Genomic DNA, 19,818 nt, shown 5'->3' with positions numbered 1-19,818 from the left:
ACAATCGTTTGTGGTCACTAGGTTCGATGTCATCGACCGTGGCGTCGGGACGCCTTCGACGAAGGAGTTGATCATGGACAGCAGCCCGCGGATCGAATCTCACCCGAGCCGCCGGCAGATCCTGGCCGGCGCGGCGGCACTGACGGCAGGCGCTCTGTGGCCGGGGGCACGTCCGGCGAACGCCGCGTCGCTGCTCCTGCCCGACCCGTCGGCCAACGGCATCGCCCGCGGCCAGATCTTCGACAACCAGATCCCCGACAGATCGGTCTACGCCGGGCTGGTGGACTTCGTCTGGGGAGCCTCCACCCTGACGCAGCCCGCCGGCGCGGTGCCCTCCGGCTACCTGCCGGCCTTCCGTGACTTCGACCGCACCCACACCCTGGCCTGGTACCAGGCCAACCATCCCGACTGGGTGGTCTACCAGGCCGACCGGGTCACGCCGGCGTGGGAGTTCGGCAACACGCTCTACGTGCCGATCGACATCACCAACGCGGCCGTGCGGACGTACTACTTCAGCACGTTCGTGCAGCCGCTGATCGACCAGGGCTACCCGATCATCGGCTTCGACAACGTCGCCACCCCCAACGTCTACAACAGCGCCGGGCACTACGACGCGGACGGCGCCTGGGTCCAGCAGTACGACGGCCGCGACGACCGCGCGTGGCCGGCGGCGGTGCTCGGCTGGCTCGGCTACCTGGCCGGTCAGCTGCACGCCCGCGACGTCGCCATGGCGGCGAACATCACCTGGAACGCCTCGGTGGTCCTGTCCGACATCCAGCAGGCGGTCGGCCTCGTCGACATCTACGTGGACGAGCAGGGGTTCACCGTCCACCGCGACTCCAACTACAACGACCAGGCCTGGCGGGACAAGTTCGACTTCGCCAGGTCGGTCGCGCCGGGCAAGCTCTACCTGGCCATCAACCAGACCACGGCCGCGGACCTGGCCGACGCCTCGCAGGCCCAGGTCGACTGGGCGATCGCGAACTACCTCCTCTACCGCGAGCGGCTCAGCATGATGACGCTCTGCGGGGTGGGCCAGTATCACGTCTTCGTCGACCACCCGGAGCTGCACACCGACATCGGCACCCCGTCGAGCGCGCCCGTCCAGGACACCACCGGCGGCTGGAAGCGCGGTTACACCGGCGGACGCGTGCTGGTCAATCCCAGCTCCACGCAGGCCGTGACGATGGTGCTGCCCGCCGGGACCTGGACCGACCTGCACGGCGCGACCCACAGCGGCCACATCACCCTGCCCCCGAACTCCGGCACCGTGCTCAGCATCTGAGTCCCAACCAGCAAAGGAACCCGATGAAACCCCCCGTTGCCACCCTCGCCCGGCGCGCCGGCGTCGCCGCCGGGCTCGCCGCCCTCCTCACCACCACGGCGGTCGCGCTGCCGGCCGGCGCGGCGACGAGCGCCGCCGCGCCGAGCTCCAACGCGCCGTGCCCGCCGCTGAACCCGGACCTGACCCTCCCCCAGTCGCCCGACCACGGCGTCTCGCAGGCGCAGGTCTTCGACCGCCAGGTCCCCGACCCCTCCGTGTACGACGGCCGGGTCCAGTTCGTCTGGGCCGCGCTCAGCCCGAACCAGCCGCCCGGCGTCGTCGCGAGCACGTACATCACGATGTTCAGAAATGCCCCGCTACGGCAGTACACCTTCGAGTGGTTCAAGGAGAACCACCCGACCTGGATCGCCTACACGGCCGACCGGGTCACCCCGGCCTGGGAGTTCAACAACCACGTCTACACCCCGCTCGACGTGGGCAACCCCGAGGTGCGGCAGTGGATGTTCGAGAACATGATCGACCCGAAGATCGCCGAGGGCTTCAAGGTGATCGCGGTCGACAACGTGCAGGTGCGCAACGACTTCAAGCGCGCCGGGCACTATGACGAGCAGGGCAACTGGGTGCAGCAGTTCACCGACGACCCCAAGGACCCGGCCTACATCGACTATCTGACCGACTGGCTGACGTACCTGCGCGACGGGCTGCACGCGCGGGGCACCACGGCCGCGTTCAACGTCACCTATCACGGCGGGCTGCACGACCAGTACCAGGACAGCTCGCCCGAGTATCTGGCCGCGATCAGCCGGGCGATCGACATCTCCGACATCTGGCTGAACGAGCAGGGCTTCACCGTGCACCGGGTGGAGAACGTCAACGACGACGAGTGGCTCGGCACGTTCGAGCTGTTCAGGAAGTACCGCTGCAAGCCGATCGTGGTGGACAGCAAGCTGCCCACCGACTACTGGTACGAGTCCACGCCCGAGCAGCGTGAATGGGTGGTCGCCAACTACTTCCTGGTCCGCGAGCAGCCGACGATGATGGCCAGCACCGGGCTCAAGGACTACGCCGGCTTCAACGACGTCCCCGAGCAGCGCGCCGACATCGGCCGCCCGGTCGCGCCGCCGGTCAAGCACGGCCCGACGCTGCGGCAGCGGCGCTACGAGCACGGCCTGACCGTGGTGAACCCCTCCTCCACCAAGTCGGGCGTGCTGCACCTGCCCCGGGGCACCTACACCGACCTGCAAGGGCGGACCTACACCCGTTCGGTGACGCTCGCGCCGAACTCCGGTCTCGTGCTCAGCAAGTCCTGACCGGAACGCCCGTCCCCCACGCTGGGGGACGGGCGCGTCACGGCATCCACGTTGAGGGACGGGCGTGTGACGGCATCCGCAGGCCGGTGGAGCCGCGGATCACCAGCCGGCTCTCCAGCCGCAGCCGCGCCGCCTGTCCGTCCGCCGTGCCGCGGGCGACCGGATCGAGCTGGTCGAGCAGCAGGTCCACGGCCAGCGCGCCGATCTCGGCCGCGGGCAGATGCACCGTGGTCAGCGTCGGGTACGCGGCTCCCGGCAGCGCCCCGCAGTCCACGCCGATCACGCTGATCTCCCGCCCCACCCGCACGCGCCGCTCCGCCAGCCGGGCGATCACGCCGAGCGCGATCATGTCGTCGTACGCGACGGCGGCGCTGGCACCCCGGAACCGGATCATGTCCGCGGCCCGCATCCCGGCCTGGACCTGCGGCTCGAACGGCCCGAGCTCGATCAGCTCGGCCCCGTGCGTCCGGCAGGCCGCGCCGATCGCCGCCCGCCGCCGCCGATCGGACCAGGACCGGCTCGGCCCCGACAGGTAGCAGATGCCGCGGTGCCCGAGCGAGACGAGGTACTGCACCGCCTCGTTCATGCCGGTGAACTCGTCGATCGCCACGCCGGCCACGCCCTCGACCTCCCGGCCGGCGAGGGCGACGGGCAGGCTCCCGGCGATCTCACGCAGCCGCGCGTCGTCCGTCCGCGGCGCGGCGAGGATGAGCCCGTCGGCCCGTCCGCCGAGCGTACGGGCACGGTCCAGCTCGTCGGCCGCCCGCTCGCCCGTGTCGACGAGCAGCACCGGATACCCCTTCTTCCAGGCCCGGTCCTGGACGGCCTTGGCCAGCACGGCGAAGAACGGGTTGGCGATGTCGGGGACGATCAGCCCGATGGTCGCCGTCCGCCGGGACAACCGCGGGCGCGTCACCCGGCTGGGCACGTACCCCAGCTCCTTGGCGGTCCGTTCGATCCGGGAGCGGGTCTGCGCGTTCACCCGCTCGGGGTGCGACAGGGCCCGCGAGACCGTCGACATGGACAGCCCGCAGATCGCGGCCACGTCCGCGAGCGTCACCGTCATCCCGGCCCCCTTCATGTCGTCGCTGCAATGACTGCCACCTCACCGCAAGCGTTTTGCAGCCTGCTGACAGCGCCGCAGCCTCACTGTATGCGCGGAAACAAGCCTCGCGACCGGATCATAACCGACAATTCATTGACAATTGCTGCAAGCGTTGGCAGCATCGTGCCGCGACCCTGCTCCAGTACCGCTGAAGACTCCCGGTCGCGATTGCCCGTGACTCTGCGCCTGTGGCGAGCCATGGCGACGAAGCCGGCCCTGTGCGGCCGAGAGGGGTTGACTGTGACGAAGTCGAAAAGAATCGCTTCAGGTGTCGTGTCGGCGGTGCTGGCGGCCTCGCTCGCGGCCTGTTCCGGCGGCGGCGCGAACGGCGGCGGAGGCGGTGACGCGGGTGGCGGCGCGCCGCTGACCGTCGCCGCCTACTCGCAGCCGACGCTGCAGCCCAACTTCAACCCGTTCTCGCCGAACGCGCTGCGCGGCACGATGGGGCTGATCTACGAGCAGCTGTACGACTTCAACACGGCCGGCAAGTTCGAGTTCATGCCCAGCCTGGCGACCGAGATCGCCTGGGCCGACGCCGGCAAGACCCTGGACGTCACCCTGGACACCCGGGCCAAGTGGTCCGACGGCAGCCCGCTGACCAGCGACGACGTGGTCTTCACGTTCGAGTACATGAAAGAGCACGAGCTGCTCGCCCTGCCGCTGACCAAGGCGTCGAAGACGGACAAGGGCGTCCGGCTGGAGTTCTCCGAACCGGCGTACGCGATCGTCCAGGACATCGGCCGCACCGCGATCGTGCCCGCCAAGCTCTGGCAGGGCAAGAACCCCGACACCGAGCTCAACACCGTCCCGGTCGGCAGCGGGCCGTACAAACTGGGCCGGGTCACCGGGCAGCAGGCCGGTTTCGAGGCCCGCGACGACTACTGGAAGCAGAAGGTGCCGGTCGGCCAGATCAACTACATCACGACCAGCAGCACCAGCCTGCTGGCCCAGCAGCTCGTCCGGCACGAGGTCGATCTGGCCTACGCCGGCATTCCCGACATGCAGCAGTTCGTCGCCAAGGACCCGGCGAACAACCACCTGTGGCCGGTGCACGCCAGCATGAAGCCGCTGCTGCTGAACCTCAAGCGCAAGCCGTTCCAGGATCTGCACGTACGTAAGGGGTTCGCGCTGGCGCTGAACCGCGAGCAGATCGCGAACGCCTACAACCCGGGCGTGTACGCGCCGGTGTCCGCGACCGGCCTCTACCAGGAGGACTGGACCGACTGGATCCCCGAAGCCGACCGGGCCCCGCTGGCCCAGAACCAGCAGGAGGCGCTGGCGGAGTTCGCCAAGGCCGGCTATCACAAGAACGGCGACCAGCTCGTCGGCCCCGACGGCAGGCAGCTCACGATGGGCGTGCTCACGGTCTCGACCTTCGCCGACGGCATGGCCTACACGCAGGAGCTGGTCTCGCAGCTCACCCAGATCGGTGTCAAGGCCACGGTCGAGGGCGTCCCGCCGACGGCGTACACGACGCGCGAGGGCAAGGGCGACTTCGACGCGATCTACGGTGACGCCTTCACCTATGGCGCGAACCCGTACAACTTCTACTCCTCGATGCTCGCGCCCGACAGCAAGCACAACTTCGTCGGCTGGGACGACCCCGCCACGAACAAGGCGCTGGCCGCGCTCGCCAAGGCCGCTCCCGAGCAGCAGAAGGAGGCGACGCTGCCGTTGGAGAAGATCATGGTGGAGCAGGTGCCGGTGGTCCCGCTGCTGGTCAAGGGCACACCGTACATGTACTCCACGATGAACTGGACCGGCTGGCCGAGCGAGCGGAACCCGTACACCACGCCCGATCCCGGCGCGATCAGCGGCGTCTACGCGGCCAAGCTGGTGCTGTCGCTCAAGCCGGCCCTCTAGGAGCGTCATGGCAGCCCAGGCGACGGCCCTCCCCCTCAGCGGCCCCCTGCGGGCGCTGGCCGGCAGCGTGCTGGTCAAGCGGATCGCGTTCTACCTGGTCGCCGGCTGGGCCGCGATCACCCTCAACTTCCTGCTGCCCCGGCTGATGCCGGGCGACCCGGCCTCGGCGATCCTGCTCAAGATGACCGAGCTGGGGCCGGTGTCGCCGCAGCGGGAGGCGGTCGTGCACCGGCTCTTCGGCGGCGCGAACAGCGGCCCGCTCTGGGACCAGTACGTGTCCTACCTCGGCGGGCTGTTCCGCGGCGACTTCGGGCTGTCGATCGCCTTCTATCCGACGCCGGTCACCGACGTGGTCAGCTCCGGCTTCTGGTGGACGGTGGTCCTGGTCGGCACCGCGACGGTGATCTCGTTCGTGATCGGCACGGTCCTGGGCGCGATCGCCGGCTGGCGGCCGGGGCGGCGGTTCGACTCCATCGCCAGCCCGCTGTCCATCTTCGTGCACTCGGTGCCGTACTTCTGGATCGCCCTGATCCTCGCCTTCGTCTTCGCCTTCCAGTGGGGCTGGCTGCCGCTGGCCGGCGGCGCCGGGCGCAACGTCGAGCCGGGATTCACCGCCGAGTTCATCGGCAGCGCGCTCGAACACGCGATCCTGCCGGCCGCGACCATCGTGCTGACCTCGATCAGCGGCTGGCTGATCCACATGCGCAACATGACCGCCTCGGTGATCAACGAGGACTACGTGCTGCTGGCCTGGGCCAAGGGCCTGCACACCGCCCGGGTGGTCTCCGGTTACGCCGCCAGGAACGCGATCCTGCCCAGCATCTCCGGCTTCGCCGTCTCGATCGGCATGGTCGTCGGCGGCTCGCTGCTGACCGAGCTGGTGTTCAACTATCCAGGGCTCGGGAGCCTGCTCAACCAGGCCATCCTCAACCTCGACTATCCGCTGATGCAGGGCCTGTTCCTGGTCATCTCCCTGACGGTGCTGGTGATCAACTTCATCGCCGACTCGATCTACGTCCTGCTCGACCCACGGACCCGGGAGGTCTCCTGATGCGGCTGCGCCGCAAACTCCGCCGGCCGCGCAACCGCAAGGTCGCGGTCGGGCTGGTCATCCTGGTCGCGCTGGTCGTCATCGCGATCGTCGGGCCCGTGCTGGTGTCGGCGCTGCTCGGCCAGAGCGCGGAGCGCCTGCACGCGGGCGGGCCGCTGGAGCCGCCGTCGGGCCGGCACTGGCTGGGCACGACCACCGCGGGCGAGGACGTGCTGGCCCAGCTCGTCACCGGCACCCGTACCTCGCTGCTGGTCGGGCTGACCGGCGGCGCGATCTCGACCACGCTCGCCGTCCTGCTCGGCGTGATCAGCGGCTACAGCACCGGCAAGGCCGGCGCGCTGCTGACCGCGTTCGTGAACATCTTCCTGGTCATCCCCGGGCTGCCGCTGCTGATCATCATCGCGAGCTACACCCAGGGCCGCGGCGGCTGGATCATGGTCGCGCTGATCATCGGGCTGACAAGCTGGCCGGGCGGCGCCCGGGTCAAACGGGCCCAGACGCTGTCGCTGCGCAACCGCGACTTCGTCCAGGCCGCGCGCTACGCCGGCGAGTCGAAGGTACGGATCGTGCTGCTGGAGGTGGCGCCGCACCTGGCGCCGCTGATCGCCTCCACGTTCCTGTTCGCCGTGGTCGGCTCGATCGCGGCCGAGGCCGGGCTGAACTTCATCGGCGCCGGCAACCCGAACACGGTCAGCTGGGGCACCATGCTCTTCTGGGCGCAGTCCCAGGGCGCCCTGCTCAGCGGCGCCTGGTGGTGGTTCGCGCCGCCCGGCCTGTGCATCGCGCTGATCGGCACCGCCGCCGGCCTGATCAACTTCGGCGTGGACGAACTGTCCGACCCCAGGCTGCGCGCCCGCGGCCAGAAGACGTCCCGTAAGGCGGGCCGGGCGACGGCGGCGATCGCGGAGGCGAGCTGATGAAGGATTCCCCCGTTCTGCTCGACGTGGCGGGCCTCACCGTCGAGTACGGTTCCGGCCCCGGCGCGGTCCGCGCGGTCGACGACGTCAGCTTCCGGCTGCGCCGTGGCGAGATCCTCGGCGTGGCCGGCGAGAGCGGCAGCGGCAAGTCGACGCTGATGACCGCGCTGACCCGGCTGCAACGCCCACCGGCCAGGATCGCCGGCGGCGCGGTGACCTACCACCCCGGCAGCTCGGATCCTGGCATCGACCTGCTCGCCGCGTCCCCGGCCCGGCTGCGGGAGCTGCGCTGGGACTCGCTGGCGGTGGTGTTCCAGAGCGCGATGGCCGCGCTGAACCCCGTCATGCGCCTCGGCGCCCAGTTCGTCGACGTGATCAGGGCCCATCGCCAGGTCGGCAGGAAGGAAGCCTGGGCCCGCGCCGAGGAACTGCTCGAACTCGTCGGCATCCCGGCCAACCGCGTCCGCAGCTATCCGCACGAACTCTCCGGCGGCATGCGGCAGCGCGCCACGATCGCCCTCGCGCTCGCCTGCGAGCCCGAGATCATCGTGATGGACGAGCCGACCACCGCGGTCGACGTCGTCATGCAGCGGCAGATCGTCCGCCGCCTCATGCGGCTGCGCCAGCAGTTCGGCTTCGCCATCGTGTTCGTCACGCACGACCTGTCGCTGCTGGTCGAGCTCGCCGACCGGATCATGGTCATGTACGCCGGCCGCATCGTCGAGCTCGGCACCGCCGCGGACCTCTACCACGACCCGCGGCACCCGTACAGCCAGGGGCTGCGTGACTCGTTCCCGCCGCTGCACGGGCCGCTGCGCGAGCTGCGCGGCATCCCCGGCTCGCCCCCCGACCTGCGCGCGCTGCCGCCCGGCTGCGCCTTCCAGCCGCGCTGCCCGAAACGGCAGCCGGAGTGCACGACCACCCGGCCGGAACTGCCGCCGGCGGCCGAGCACGGCGCCGCCTGCCTGCTGCAGCAGCCGGCCGACCTCCCCGGAAGCAAGGCGGTGCGTTGATGTCATCGACAGAGGCGATCCTTGAGGCGGTCGCCGTGACCAAGCGCATCCCGCTGCACGGCCGCGACCGCGGCCGTGTCGTGCACGCGCTGAACGGGGTCGACCTGACCCTGCGGCGGGGGCAGATCCTGGCGCTGGTGGGCGAGAGCGGCTCCGGCAAGAGCACCCTGGCCCGGCTGCTGGCGCTCGGCGACCTGCCCACCGGCGGCGAGATCCGGTTCGCCGGGAAACCGATCCGGCGCGCGGACCGCCGTGCCCACTTCGGGCGGGTCCAGATGGTGCTGCAGGACCCGTTCTCGTCGCTGAACAACCTGCACCGGGTGCGCTACATCCTGTCCAGACCGCTGCGCAACTTCGGCCGCACGCCGGCCGCCGACCTGGAGCGGCGCGTCCTGGACCTGCTGGAACGGGTGAACCTCACCCCCGCCGACGACTTCATCGACAAGTACCCGCACGAGCTGTCCGGCGGCCAGCGGCAGCGCATCGCCATCGCCCGGGCCCTGGCCGCCGAACCGGCCGTCCTGCTCGGCGACGAACCCGTGTCGATGCTGGACGTCTCGATCCGCCTCGACATCCTCAACCTGCTCGCCGAGCTGCGCAACCGCGACGGGCTCGCCATGCTCTACATCACCCACGACATCGCCAGCGCCCGCTACTTCGCCGACGAGATCAGCGTCATGTACGCCGGTCACATAGTGGAGACGGGGCCCGTGGAGCAGGTCACCCAGGATCCGAAGCACCCGTACACGAAACTCCTGCTAGCCGCCTCCCCCGACCCCGACCGGCCGACCGCCTCCTCGGGATCGGACGACCTGGACGATCTCGACGAGGAGGACCTGGCCGAACCCCCGAACCTGCTCGCCGAACCGACCGGCTGCCCCTTCGCCCACCGCTGCCCCCACGCGACCCCGACCTGCTCCACCGAGGCGCCACCGACGCACACGTTCACCACCGGTCACTGGACCCGCTGCTGGCTGTACCCCTGACCGTCAGGGGTCCTTAGACAACTGCGCGTAGGCGAGGGGACTCCCCCCGGAGGCGTCCTCCGGCTGCACGTACAGGAACAGGCTGACCTCGCCTGACCCGTCCGCCTGCAACGCCAGCCACGACGTGGGGATGCACCTGTCCTCCGGGTCCTCGTCGATCTCCTCCCTGAGCATGGTCGCCCCGGTGGCGGTGACCGGTTCCAGGGTGAGGGTGCCCGAGCAGTCCAGCTCCGGATAGTTAACGGCGCCCGCCCGGTCGCCGAGCGCCGCGCCCTCCTTGAGGGTCAGTTCGACGTGGTAGTCCCGCACGTTGGACTGGTGCACGAGCCCGCGCCACCGCCCGGCGAGCGCCTCGCCGATCGGAGCCGCCGTCGCGGACGGATCGATCGCGGAGGCCGTGGAGTCCAGCGCCGGCGCGTCGTTCGGCAGCCACATGTTCAGGAGCAGCACGCTGAACAGGATGACGGTGAGAGCGGAGGTCAGCGTGATCGCTGCGGCGAGCCCTCTTCTGAAGATCAGGTAGCTCAGGGGCGGGCGGCCGCTGGGACGCGGCTTGCTGTCCCACGGCCGCCGGGCATCACCGGCCGCCGGCTCGGTGGCGTGGCCGCCGGCCGCCTCGGCCGGGTGCGCGCTGAGCCGCAGTCCGGCCAGCCAGCCCAGCAGCTCGGCGATCTCCGCCCCGCGCGGTGGGAGGCCCGAGGCGAAGAATCGCACGTCGGCCCTCTGGTGGTCGAGTTCCCTGACGAGGTTGCCCAGTCCCATGAGTTTGAGCCAGGTACGCAGATCGTCGATGCCGCGCCCGGAGGTGGTCCCGCGGAGCAGGTCGGCCTTGGAGAGCACGACCGCGACCCGGCGCTGTTTACCGCCGTCGGCCCGGCTGGCCAGCTCGTTGCGGAGCCGGGTGAAGGTGTCGGCCGGGTCCTCGGGAGAGAGGCTGACCCCCTTGGCGGTCAGCATCTCGCGTTCGGACTGCAGGAGGTGCGCCTGCACGTCGGGCAGCGCGAACGGGTCGATGACCAGGATCAAGGCCTCCCCGTGCGACAGGTAACGCATCTCCTCGACCTTGCTGGCTCCGGTGTAGTGCTCACCGGACGGGTCGAACAGGTAGAGGATCCGGTCGCCGCCCGTCTTGCCGGGCAGCGCGATGTCCAGCATCACCGCCTTGGGCAGCTCGGCCCCGGTCTTGCTGATCCGTCCCGTCGACAGTTCGACGCGCAGCCGCCGGAACGCCAGCTCATCGGTCTTGTCCGCGAAGAACGCCCGGCCACCGGCCTCGTTCACCGCGCCGTGGATGGCGTCCACGCTGAGCGCCATGAACGTCGTCTTGCCCGCATCGGGCCCTCCGACGAACGGCAGCGGTTCGATGCGCACCCGTCCGACCCGCGTGGGCAGCAACCGCTCGCAGTGCGGGCAGAACGCCTGGAGACGGTAGCGGCCGAGCAGGATGGTGGTCGGCAGCCGGGTGCCGCACTGACAGACGTGCCGGGCCGCGCCGTTCAGGTCGGGCCTGAGCTTGGCATGCTTGTTGCCGCAGGTCGGGCAGGCGTAGACGGGCAGGGTGAACCTGGAGTAACAGCCGGGATAGGGGCAGGTCTGCAAAATCCGGTACGCCAGCACGAACGCCTGGTCCACCAGCCGGAGCAGCCCCACGCAGATCAGCCAGACGAGCAGGCCGAGCACCACGGTTGCCGCGTACAACGTCATGATGAGCACGGCGACCACGAAGACGGGGACCGCCGCCGAGAGAATCCCGCCGCAGATGGCGAGCCAGACGGGGAACAGGAACCAGCCCTGCTGCCCGCCCATGAGGGTGCCGCTGACCGTGCCCAGCGCCTTCTGGGCCTTGGCGGCGATGCGCGGGGACGCGGTGCGCAGGATCGCCGTCCAGTCCTTCCACACCTGACGGGACAGGTAGTGGGGATAGGCGGGATCACGTCCCTTCCCGGCGGCCACGGGCACGACCGGCGACAGCCCGGCGGAGGAGTCGGGCACCAGGGTCGCGCGTACCTGCATGAGGTAGAGGCCGATCGCCACCACCGTGCTGGTGAGCAGCAGCACGGGATAGAGGACGACCGCGGCGATCGAGCCGGCCCACATCGCGGCGACCCAGGCGATGACGAGGAGGATCAGGTAGAACATCAGCGGCCTCCCCGCAGCCAGGACCCTCGGCGTTTCGGCTTCATGAGCCTGCGCAGGCCGTCTGACAACACCGGGTCCTTCCTGAACCGGCCTTCCATCGACCCGAACGGCGACCAGCTGTTCACCATGCTCTGTGCCCACTTCTCCAGCGCGGGCAGCAGCACACCGGCCTCCCTGAGCCGGATCGCGATCTCCAGGAGCGCCGCCTGTTCGTCCCGATTCGCGCGGGCGGCCAGCCACTCGTCGAGCAGCCAGTCACGGGACGCCCCGGGGAGCCGTTTCGTCAACGCCATGCGGAACAACGGGTCGTACTGGGCCAGGTTCTTCGCCGCCCGCGTGCGAACCAGCGTGGCCAGCTTGGGATCGAGGCCGCGGAACAGGGCGGTGAGCTGCTCCACCTCGGTGTACGCGTGGCCGAGGCTGCGCATGTCGGCGAGTCCGGTGGCGAGCAGCACCGCCTCCGCGTCCTCGGCCGCGATCCCCGTCAGCCCGGCCTGCCGGATCCGGGTGGCGACCTCCACGGCCTCCTTCCCCTTGAGCCGGGTACGGACGAACAGGCGTGCGGGCAGGGTACTCAGCGTGTAGTAGTCCGGCAGCCGTGGACCGGCGGCGTCGACGAGCTCGCACACCTCGGCGGCCGTCGGCTCCTCCTGCCAGATGTCCCCGAAGGCGGCGTCCTGCTCGCTCGTCGCCGCTCGGCCCCGGTCGAGCCGCAACACCCTGACGGTCGCCTGGACCCGGTCGAGGCCGTCCGAGCGCACCTGCCAAGCGATCACAGTGATGGCGGTGCCCGGCGCGGCCCGCAGATCCCGGTCGGCCAGGCAACGGCACAGCTCCGGGGTGAGCACGCTCGCCCGGACGTCCGGCCGGCTTCGTTCCAGTCCGGCGACCAGCCCTGCCAGCAGGTCCTCCCGCCACCTGCGCGGAGTGCGATCGAGCTGCTCGGGCACCCCGGTCGGCCGGGATCCGACGAGCGCGGCGGCAGCCTCTTCCACCCGGGCACCGGCGATGCGCAGGTCCGCCGCGTCGGCCACCCGGAGGACGCCGACCAGGCGGTCGAGCCGGTCGGCGGTACTCAGGGCGGCCAGCGCCGCCGCCATCACCTGCTCGCGGTACGCCTCGGGAAGCGGCCTGGGCGGGGGCGCCACGCCGGGGTCGCGCAACGCCAGCAGGACGCACCGCGCGGCGCATGGGTCCGCGGCCTCGGCGGGGCCGTGCACGGTGACCGCGTGGGCGAGACGCTGCCCGAGCAGCTCGGCGCGCCGGCCCAGATGCGGCCACACCCAGCCGGGCACCCCGGCCTCGATCAGCTCGGCCACCGCCGACTGCTCCTTTTCCGACAGCGCGGCGCCGGTCAGGCAGAGCGCCACGAGCGCGGCCGCCGTATCAGGGTCCGAGGTGTCGAACGCGGCGAGTTCGTCGATCCCGTCGAAGTCCATCGAGCGCCACAAGTCTCGCGCCGTCTGCGCGAACCGGCCGATCTCGACCGACTGCGGCTCCTCGGCCAGCGTCAGCACCGTCGCGTCCACGTCGGAGGGAATCCACACGTCGGGCGTAGTGCCCACGATGAGCTGCCTGGTGGAGGCCGGGTCGCCGCTGTAGGTGACGAAGGACAGCCGGGTGACCGCCTCCCACGGCAACGAGTAGGAGATCACCGCGATCCAGCGGACGATCTCCTCGCACTCCGCGCCGACCAGGATGAGCCGACCGTACCCGCGGACGAGGTTGCGCCGGACGAGTTCGAGCAGGCCGCCGAGCCGCTGGTAGGCGGCCTGCCCACCGGCGCCGAGCCACTGCCCAAGGCTTTCCGGGTCCAGCTCCGCGCCCGGCATGAGCTCGGTCAGCTCCGGCAGCGTTGTGCCGGGACGGGCCGGTGCTTGCGCCCATAACGGCGCCTTCCAGAACTCGACCGGCCGCACCCCGACCAGGTCTCCTTCCGCCAGCACCAGGGCGTGGCCGAGGAAGTTTCCGAATCTGCCCGAATAGTCCTGTCCTAGGTAGGAGCAGCGCACCAGGGCGTGCCTGTCGCCGACCGGTCCGTACGACAGAGCGACCGGCATCGCCTCGATCTGCTGCCGCGTGGGCGCGGTCGGCGAGCTGGGTGGCGGCCGGTAGGTGAGGTATGGCGCGACCTCGGCGGCCGACCCGGCGGGCAGCCCCCGGCTGTCGGCCACGATCTGGAACCCGGCGCGCCCCGACGGTCCTGTCTCCGCCGAGCTGTAGTGGAGCTGCCAAGCCACGACGTTACCTCCGTATGCCGTCGAGCATCTTGAACCGGTACAGCAGCCACAGCAGCGGATCTTCAACGCGATAGGGACGGATTCCGCTGCGTGCCACCTTCTGGCCCTCCGGCACTTCGCCGAGGGCCGACAGCCCGAACAAGGCGTAGTCGTTGTACTGCTGGCTCAGGTAACGGTCGATCATGCCCGCCTGCCACTGGTGCAGCAGCGCACGCACCTGCTCGTCCACGGCCTCCCTGTCGTCCAGGTCGAGCGCGCCGAGCGGGTCGCGGGTGCGGTGCAGGGCCGACTGACGTTCCATCGACGGCCGCAGCTCGTCGATCTTGCTGAGGGCCACGGCGGCCGGGATGGCCAGTCGGCCGCTGTTCCGCTTGCGCAGCAACTCGGTGACCCGGACGACGACGTCCATCTGATCGCTCATCAGGTCGTCGGCGAGTATCCCGCCGCGTTCCCTGGCCGAGCCGTGCAGCGCCGCCTGGGCGCCGGGCAGCTCCAGCGGGTCCAGTAGGAAGATGACGGCGTCGGCCGCGTTCAGGTAGCGCAGATGCAGTTCGCTCATCTCGCGCTCACGCAAGTCCTCGCCGGCCGTGTCGAACAGGACCAGGGTCAGTGAGGCCGTCCGGCGGCGCCAGCCGCCTCCGGTGCGGGTGAAGAGGTACACGAGCGGATCGCGCGCGGCCGTCTTCGCCGACTGGGTGAAGGACAGGAGCCGGTGGTCGCCGTAGAGCGGGCGATTAAAGTCTGTTTTGTACCGTTCTATGGTCCGGTCATCGCACGGCACGAGCGAGGCGTCGAGCTCTTCGCCGACCCGGTTCATCAGCTCATGGATCAGGACCGCGATATAGGTGCTCTTTCCCGCGTGCTTGGCCCCGACGAGCGCGACGATCTTGCCGGGATTGGCACAGTATTCGGCCGCGAGCCTGCTGTGACACGAAGGGCAGGCCCGCCAGGCGGTCTCCCTGCGGCAAGCCGGACAGACCGCCCGCCGCCCTGGACGCCGAACGGAGAAGACGGGCGGCAGCTCCTGCGCGACGCCGGTGAACGTGCTCAGCACGTCGTCCTTGCGTGGCTCGCAGCCCTTGATCCGGCCGCTGCCCCCCAGGCAGCGGAACGCGATGCGGGCCGGGGGCACCTTGACGAAACAGTACGGGCAGGTGATCACAGGTCTAACCCACCTTCAGTACGCGTACGGGCGGATCGATGAGCTCGACGGGCCCTTCGGCGAAACAGCGCACCCAGTAGGGCTTCGGCTGTCTCGGCATCGGAACGACAAGCCGGGCCGGAGCGCTGAGCCCGGACCATTCACCGAGTACGCGGCCGTCCTCGGGCGAGCCGGGCTGGATCCGGCCCGACTTGACCACGAGAACGAACCTGTTCACCGTGGCCGGCTGTTCGGAGGTCAGTTCGACCACCAGCTGCCGCCTCCAGACCGCGCCCTCTCTGCGCACGTCGTAGCGGAGCGGCACGACGGAGGAGAGCGGCACCCGCACGGCCTGGCCGCGCACCCGGGCGCCCTTGACCACGGTCGTCGGAGCCAGCTCGACCCTCGGCGCCTCGTTCTCGGGGATGTCGAGCCGGATGCCGCCCTGCGACCGGTAGGCCGCGGACGAGACGACCATGGTCCGGCTCCCCCACCTGACCTCGATCTCCGGCACGTCCTTAGGCCATTCCAGGCCGATGTGGATCGTTCCACCGCGCCGTACCGCGCTCACCCGTCGTGGCACCGAAAGGTTCACGTGCTCGCGATGCGCGCCGACGGTCGCGGTGTCCTCCACGACGGTGATGGCGAGGAGCACTCCGGACACCCGGGCGGCGCGCAGGACGTACCCTTCGCGCGTGGCGGTGGCAGGCAGGACCCGGCCGGCCGCGCGAACCTCCGCGATCGGCACGTCCGTCCCGAACGGCCAGCGTGGCTCCGACGCGAGCAGCACGAACTCCAGCACGCCCGACGCCGGCTCGGCGCAGCGGATCAGCAACTCGTCCCGGCCCGCCGGGTCGGGCTCCACCGTGAAGTCGGCGACCGGCACCGGCTTGGCCTGCGGCGTGACGGAGCGGCGCAGACCCGGCGTGGTTACCTCGCCCCGGCCGTCGGAGTACACGGCAGAGATGACGTACTCGTAGGTGATGCCGTTGCGCACCTGCTGATCGCGGAAGCCAGTGGACTCCACGCGGACGGGGCCGCCGTCGCGCGTCACCACGACCCGCAGCACCTCGGCGGGGACCCGCCAGCGGCCGGTTACCACACCGTCCACCGCGCTCAGCCGCAGGTCCTCCGGCTCCGGCCGGTACGTCAGCGGCGCGCACACGGCTAGGGCCGAGGTGGCCTGCCCGCGGCGGGCCGTCACCGAATAGGTCACGGGCGTGTTGACCGGCGGGCGTTCGTCGGAGGCGTTCGGCCGGCCAGTCTCGGCGAACGGGACGCCGTTGCGGTAGACCTCGTAGTCGATGTCGCCGGCCCGGGACGGTGACGGCTGCCAGACGATGGCCACCACGTCGCCGTGCAGCCGCGCCCGCACCGCGCCCGGCGGCCGCGGCGCCAGCCTGGCCAGCATGGCCTCGGCTCCCGGCAGATCGGGCACCCGGCTCAGTGCCTCGTCCAGCATCGTCCACGCCTGGTCGGCGTCGCTCTCGGTCCGTGCCGCGTCACGCAGCCGCACGGCCTCGGCCAGCCGGGCCCGGGCCTCCGCGGCCAGTTCCGCCGCCTCGCCGCTCAGCGTCTCGGCCGAGAGCACCGCGAGGAAGCCCACCGCTTCGTGAATCCTCCCCGCGTCCACCAGTTCGCGCAGCCGGCTCGCCGGGCCGCCCGACACGCCGCTCTCCTGGCGGATCGCGTAGATGAGCCGTTTGGCGTCGCCCGCCTCGATGCCGAGGTCGTCGGTGACGTGCCGCATCAGCGTGTCGTCGTACGGGTGCTCGCGTACGCGTTCGCGCAGCCGGACGGCGATGTCGTACCGCAGGAGCGCCACGGGATCCGGCGTGTTGCGCAGGGCGGCGAGGATGCCGTCGGCGATCGTCGTCCCCGCTCCCCGCTGCCGGACCTGGGTGCGTTGTTCCAAGGTGGCGACCCGGTCGAGGATGCCGGGAATGTCACCCATGATCTGGAGCCCGCCCGGGCGTTCGGCGAGGACGTATCCAGCCAGATGGCGCTGGCCGAGCAGGTCGAGCGCGGTGCGGACGTTGGCGTAGGGCTCGTACGGCGATGACTGCGGGAGCTGGTCGGGTTCGCGCACGTCGATCCCGAGCTCCGCGGCCAGGGCCATCACGGCCTGTGTGCTGACTCCCGCCGACTTTCCGATGCCCTCGACGACGTCGGGGGGCAGCAGTCGCAGCTTCCCCGCCGCGTCGTCCAGCCGCCGCCGCAGGTCCACCACGCGCTTGCCCTCGCGCTCGGCGGCGAGCTTGATCTCCGTGCGCAGCTTGGCGAGGTCACCATCCGCCGCCGCCTTGAAGATCGCCCGGTAGTGCTGGTCGTGCTCGACCTCCAGTGCGTCGATCAGCTTGCGGAACTTCAGCTTCTGCCGCGACCGCCGCCAGCACTGCCGTACCTGCCCCACAATCTCGGTGACCTCCGCGGCGCTCATCCGGTCGGTGATCTGGTAGCGCCGGCACAGGTCAAGCGGCGGTGTGCCACCGGCCTGCCTGGCCGGCTCCAGGACTTCCCGCAGGTAACGCTCCTCATCGAACGGCATGCGTCACTCCACGCGAATCCGGGACAGCGCGGTCTGCGACGAGGCGACCTCTTCCTCCGACATGCCGCCGATCTGGATGTCGAGGTCGAGCTGCCCGCCCTGCTCGTTCTCACGAGCGGTGACGTGGAGCAAGCCAGAGGCGTCGAGAGCGAACGTCACCTCGATCGGGAAGCCCTTGGGCTTGCCCGGCGGAATGCGCAGCTCGCCCTCCCCGATCTGGTTGTTGTTCTCGACCACCTCGGACTCGACGCTGCCCGCCTGCTCCATCACCCGGATGGCCACGGACACCTGATTGTCGTCGAGGGTCTGGAACCCCTCGGTGACCGAGGCGGGAAGCGAGTCGTTGGCGTGGACGAGATGGGCGACGTAGCTCTCTCGCGTCGATCCGCGCGTGGTGATGATGCCGAACGCGCGCGAGGCGACCGTCTTGATCGTCCGCCCCTCGATCTGCCGGCGCTGCGTACCGGACAGCCCCGACTCCAGCGCCATCGCCTCGGCCTTGTCGCGCTCGCCCGAGCTCAGCAGCCGCCGGTAGGTCTCCTCGAACGCGTAGAGCGCAGCGCCCTTGGCCACCGCCAGGTCAGGGTCCTGAAGCTGAGGGGTCAGGCCGAGCTCTTTCTGCAGGGTCTCGGCGACCGCGGGCATCTTCGACAGCCCGCCCACCAGGACCAGGTGGTCGAAGGTGGTGACCCCCTTCGCCCGCGCCGTCTCCATCGTCCGGCGGGTGATCTCCAGGGTGCGCTCCAGCAGGTTCCTGGTGATCGACTCGAACTCCTCCCTGGTCATCTCGACCGTGGTCGCGCGCCCCTCGTGCATCACCCTGACCGTGTGCTTGACCTTCGCGGAAAGGGTCTTCTTGAGGTCTTCGGCGATCTTCCGCAGGTCCTGCTCGGTCTCGCCCTTGTCCAGCGGGTCGCCGACGTCCGCGTGCTCCCGCCTGAAGCGCTCCGCCAGGTGCTCGACCAGCTGATCGTCCCAGTCGGCGCCGCCGAGCTCGTGGTCGCCGTCGGTGCACACGACCTCGATGTCGCCGCCGCGCAGGGCCATGACGGTCGTGTCGAACGTGCCGCCGCCGAGGTCGTAGACCAGGATGTGGCAGTCTTCCTGCGGGTTGAGCACGCCGTAGGTGATGGCGGCGGCGACCGGCTCGGAGACGATGTCGATCACGTTCAGCCTGGCGATGCGGCCGGCCTTCCTGGTGGCGTCCCGCTCGGCCGCGCCGAAGTACGCGGGGACCGTGATGACCACGTCCGACACGGTCTCCCCCGTCGCGACCTGCGCGTCCTCCGCCAGTTTGCGCAGGATCAGCGCCGAGATCTCCTCGGGCGTGTACGGCTTGCCGTGCAGCGTCCTGACGACCTCCTGGCCGATGTCGCGCTTGATCCGGCTGATCACCAGATCCGGCTTGATGACGGCGCTGTCCTTGGCGTGCTGGCCGACCACGACGTTGTCGGGCGTCTCGAAGAAGACCACGGAGGGCGTGGTGTCGGCGCCTTCCCCGCTGCGGTGCACCTCGGCCCGGTTGACCCGGTCGATGCTGGCGATGCACGAGTACGTGGTGCCGAGGTCGATCCCGTAAACGGCCATCTACCCGTCCTTTCTCTGCGGTTCCGACGACTCCTGACGGTCGTCGACGCTCTTGCCGACCACCACGTCGGCCTTGCGCAGGACGCGCTCCCCGAGGTGGAAACCCGCCGCGACCACCGCCATGACCTGGCCCTCCGGTCCCGGCCCCGTCCGCGTCGCCCGGTGCCTGGCGGAGTCGTAGGGGTCTCCTGGCGACACGTCGAGCAGTTCGGCGCCGGTTCGCGCCAGCACCTCGGCTACCTCGGCCGCGATGGCGTCGAAGAGAGAGGCGAGATGCTCATCGCCTCCGGGGGCGCCGTGGTGCCTGGCCGCCTCCCGCCCGGCCAGGTCGTACAGGCGGTAGAGGCCGCTGCGCACAGGCGTCAGTGCCTCTTGCAGCAGGCCGTGCCGCAGTGCCTTGTTCTCCTCGAAGAGGCGGTCGATGATCTCTTCACGGTGATTGGCACGTTCCATGTCGTTCTTGAACTTGACTTTGATCTCCTCGGTCAGCCGATCGAGGACCGCCGCCACAGGAGTGTTATCCGACATATCCCCTATTTCGCGATTCGCTGGGGGAATGTCCGGATTCGATGGGGGGATGACCATGACGAGTTCCGCTTTCTCGACGAGAACGTGGGATCTTGCGCACCAGAG

At 70.2% G+C, this 19,818-nt stretch carries 14 protein-coding genes; 7 read left to right on the top strand and 7 right to left on the bottom strand.

Annotated features, from left to right (window positions below; genetic code table 11):
• The first annotated feature begins 73 nt into the window (after positions 1–73).
• The gene (locus tag B0I32_RS24840; RefSeq protein WP_106243692.1) at positions 74–1,285 is read left to right on the top strand and encodes a putative glycoside hydrolase; all 1,212 of its coding nucleotides are present in this window, start codon (positions 74–76) and stop codon (positions 1,283–1,285) included.
• 23 nt (positions 1,286–1,308) lie between these two features.
• Positions 1,309–2,595 (top strand): putative glycoside hydrolase, encoded by a 1,287-nt coding sequence (locus B0I32_RS24835; protein WP_106243690.1) that lies wholly within the window; start codon positions 1,309–1,311, stop codon positions 2,593–2,595.
• Positions 2,596–2,632: 37 nt separating this feature from the next.
• On the opposite strand, the gene B0I32_RS24830 is transcribed toward B0I32_RS24835, so the two are convergent.
• Complete coding sequence (locus B0I32_RS24830) at positions 2,633–3,661, bottom strand: LacI family DNA-binding transcriptional regulator (protein ID WP_106243688.1); 1,029 nt, start codon at positions 3,659–3,661, stop codon at positions 2,633–2,635.
• Positions 3,662–3,973: 312 nt separating this feature from the next.
• On the opposite strand from B0I32_RS24830, the gene B0I32_RS24825 reads away from it, so the two are divergent.
• The 5 genes from B0I32_RS24825 to B0I32_RS24805 are packed head-to-tail and all read left to right on the top strand — an operon-like array spanning position 3,974 to position 9,530.
• On the top strand, positions 3,974–5,563 hold the full coding sequence (locus B0I32_RS24825) for an ABC transporter substrate-binding protein (RefSeq protein WP_181307747.1): 1,590 nt from the start codon (positions 3,974–3,976) through the stop codon (positions 5,561–5,563).
• Positions 5,564–5,570: 7 nt separating this feature from the next.
• Positions 5,571–6,614 (top strand): ABC transporter permease, encoded by a 1,044-nt coding sequence (locus B0I32_RS24820; protein WP_106243683.1) that lies wholly within the window; start codon positions 5,571–5,573, stop codon positions 6,612–6,614.
• The gene (locus B0I32_RS24815) at positions 6,614–7,531 is read left to right on the top strand and encodes an ABC transporter permease (protein WP_106243680.1); all 918 of its coding nucleotides are present in this window, start codon (positions 6,614–6,616) and stop codon (positions 7,529–7,531) included. The genes B0I32_RS24820 and B0I32_RS24815 overlap by 1 nt, the downstream gene beginning before the upstream one ends.
• A complete protein-coding gene (locus B0I32_RS24810; RefSeq protein ID WP_106243678.1) occupies positions 7,531–8,544 on the top strand; it encodes an ABC transporter ATP-binding protein in 1,014 nt (337 codons plus the stop codon). Before B0I32_RS24815 ends, B0I32_RS24810 begins: the two co-directional genes overlap by 1 nt.
• Positions 8,544–9,530: an ABC transporter ATP-binding protein gene (locus B0I32_RS24805; RefSeq protein WP_106243676.1), complete on the top strand. Its 987-nt coding sequence runs from the start codon at positions 8,544–8,546 to the stop codon at positions 9,528–9,530. The genes B0I32_RS24810 and B0I32_RS24805 overlap by 1 nt, the downstream gene beginning before the upstream one ends.
• A 3-nt stretch (positions 9,531–9,533) precedes the next feature.
• Here the strand turns inward: B0I32_RS24805 and B0I32_RS24800 are convergent, their stop codons facing one another.
• The 6 genes from B0I32_RS24800 to grpE all read right to left on the bottom strand — a co-directional run bounded on the left by B0I32_RS24800 (position 9,534) and on the right by grpE (position 19,713).
• Positions 9,534–11,669, bottom strand: coding sequence for a TRAFAC clade GTPase domain-containing protein (locus tag B0I32_RS24800; protein ID WP_106243674.1), 2,136 nt, complete (start codon positions 11,667–11,669; stop codon positions 9,534–9,536).
• Positions 11,669–13,909 carry a GAP1-N2 domain-containing protein gene (locus B0I32_RS24795; protein ID WP_106243671.1) on the bottom strand — a complete coding sequence of 747 codons (2,241 nt, stop codon included), beginning with the start codon at positions 13,907–13,909 and terminating at the stop codon, positions 11,669–11,671. Before B0I32_RS24795 ends, B0I32_RS24800 begins: the two co-directional genes overlap by 1 nt.
• A 4-nt stretch (positions 13,910–13,913) precedes the next feature.
• Positions 13,914–14,963, bottom strand: a complete 1,050-nt coding sequence (locus tag B0I32_RS24790) for a TRAFAC clade GTPase domain-containing protein (protein ID WP_245956011.1) — start codon at positions 14,961–14,963, stop codon at positions 13,914–13,916.
• A 112-nt stretch (positions 14,964–15,075) separates the two neighbouring features.
• Positions 15,076–17,598, bottom strand: coding sequence for a SaeA-related protein (locus B0I32_RS24785; protein ID WP_106243667.1), 2,523 nt, complete (start codon positions 17,596–17,598; stop codon positions 15,076–15,078).
• 3 nt (positions 17,599–17,601) lie between these two features.
• A complete protein-coding gene (locus B0I32_RS24780; protein ID WP_106243664.1) occupies positions 17,602–19,185 on the bottom strand; it encodes an Hsp70 family protein in 1,584 nt (527 codons plus the stop codon).
• Entirely contained in the window at positions 19,186–19,713 is a 528-nt protein-coding gene (grpE, locus tag B0I32_RS24775) for a nucleotide exchange factor GrpE (protein ID WP_181307744.1), read from the bottom strand.
• Positions 19,714–19,818: the final 105 nt, after the last annotated feature.

Source organism: Nonomuraea fuscirosea, from assembly GCF_003001935.1.
Classification (GTDB): domain Bacteria; phylum Actinomycetota; class Actinomycetes; order Streptosporangiales; family Streptosporangiaceae; genus Nonomuraea; species Nonomuraea fuscirosea.
This window is presented reverse-complemented; position numbering and strand designations above follow the sequence as displayed.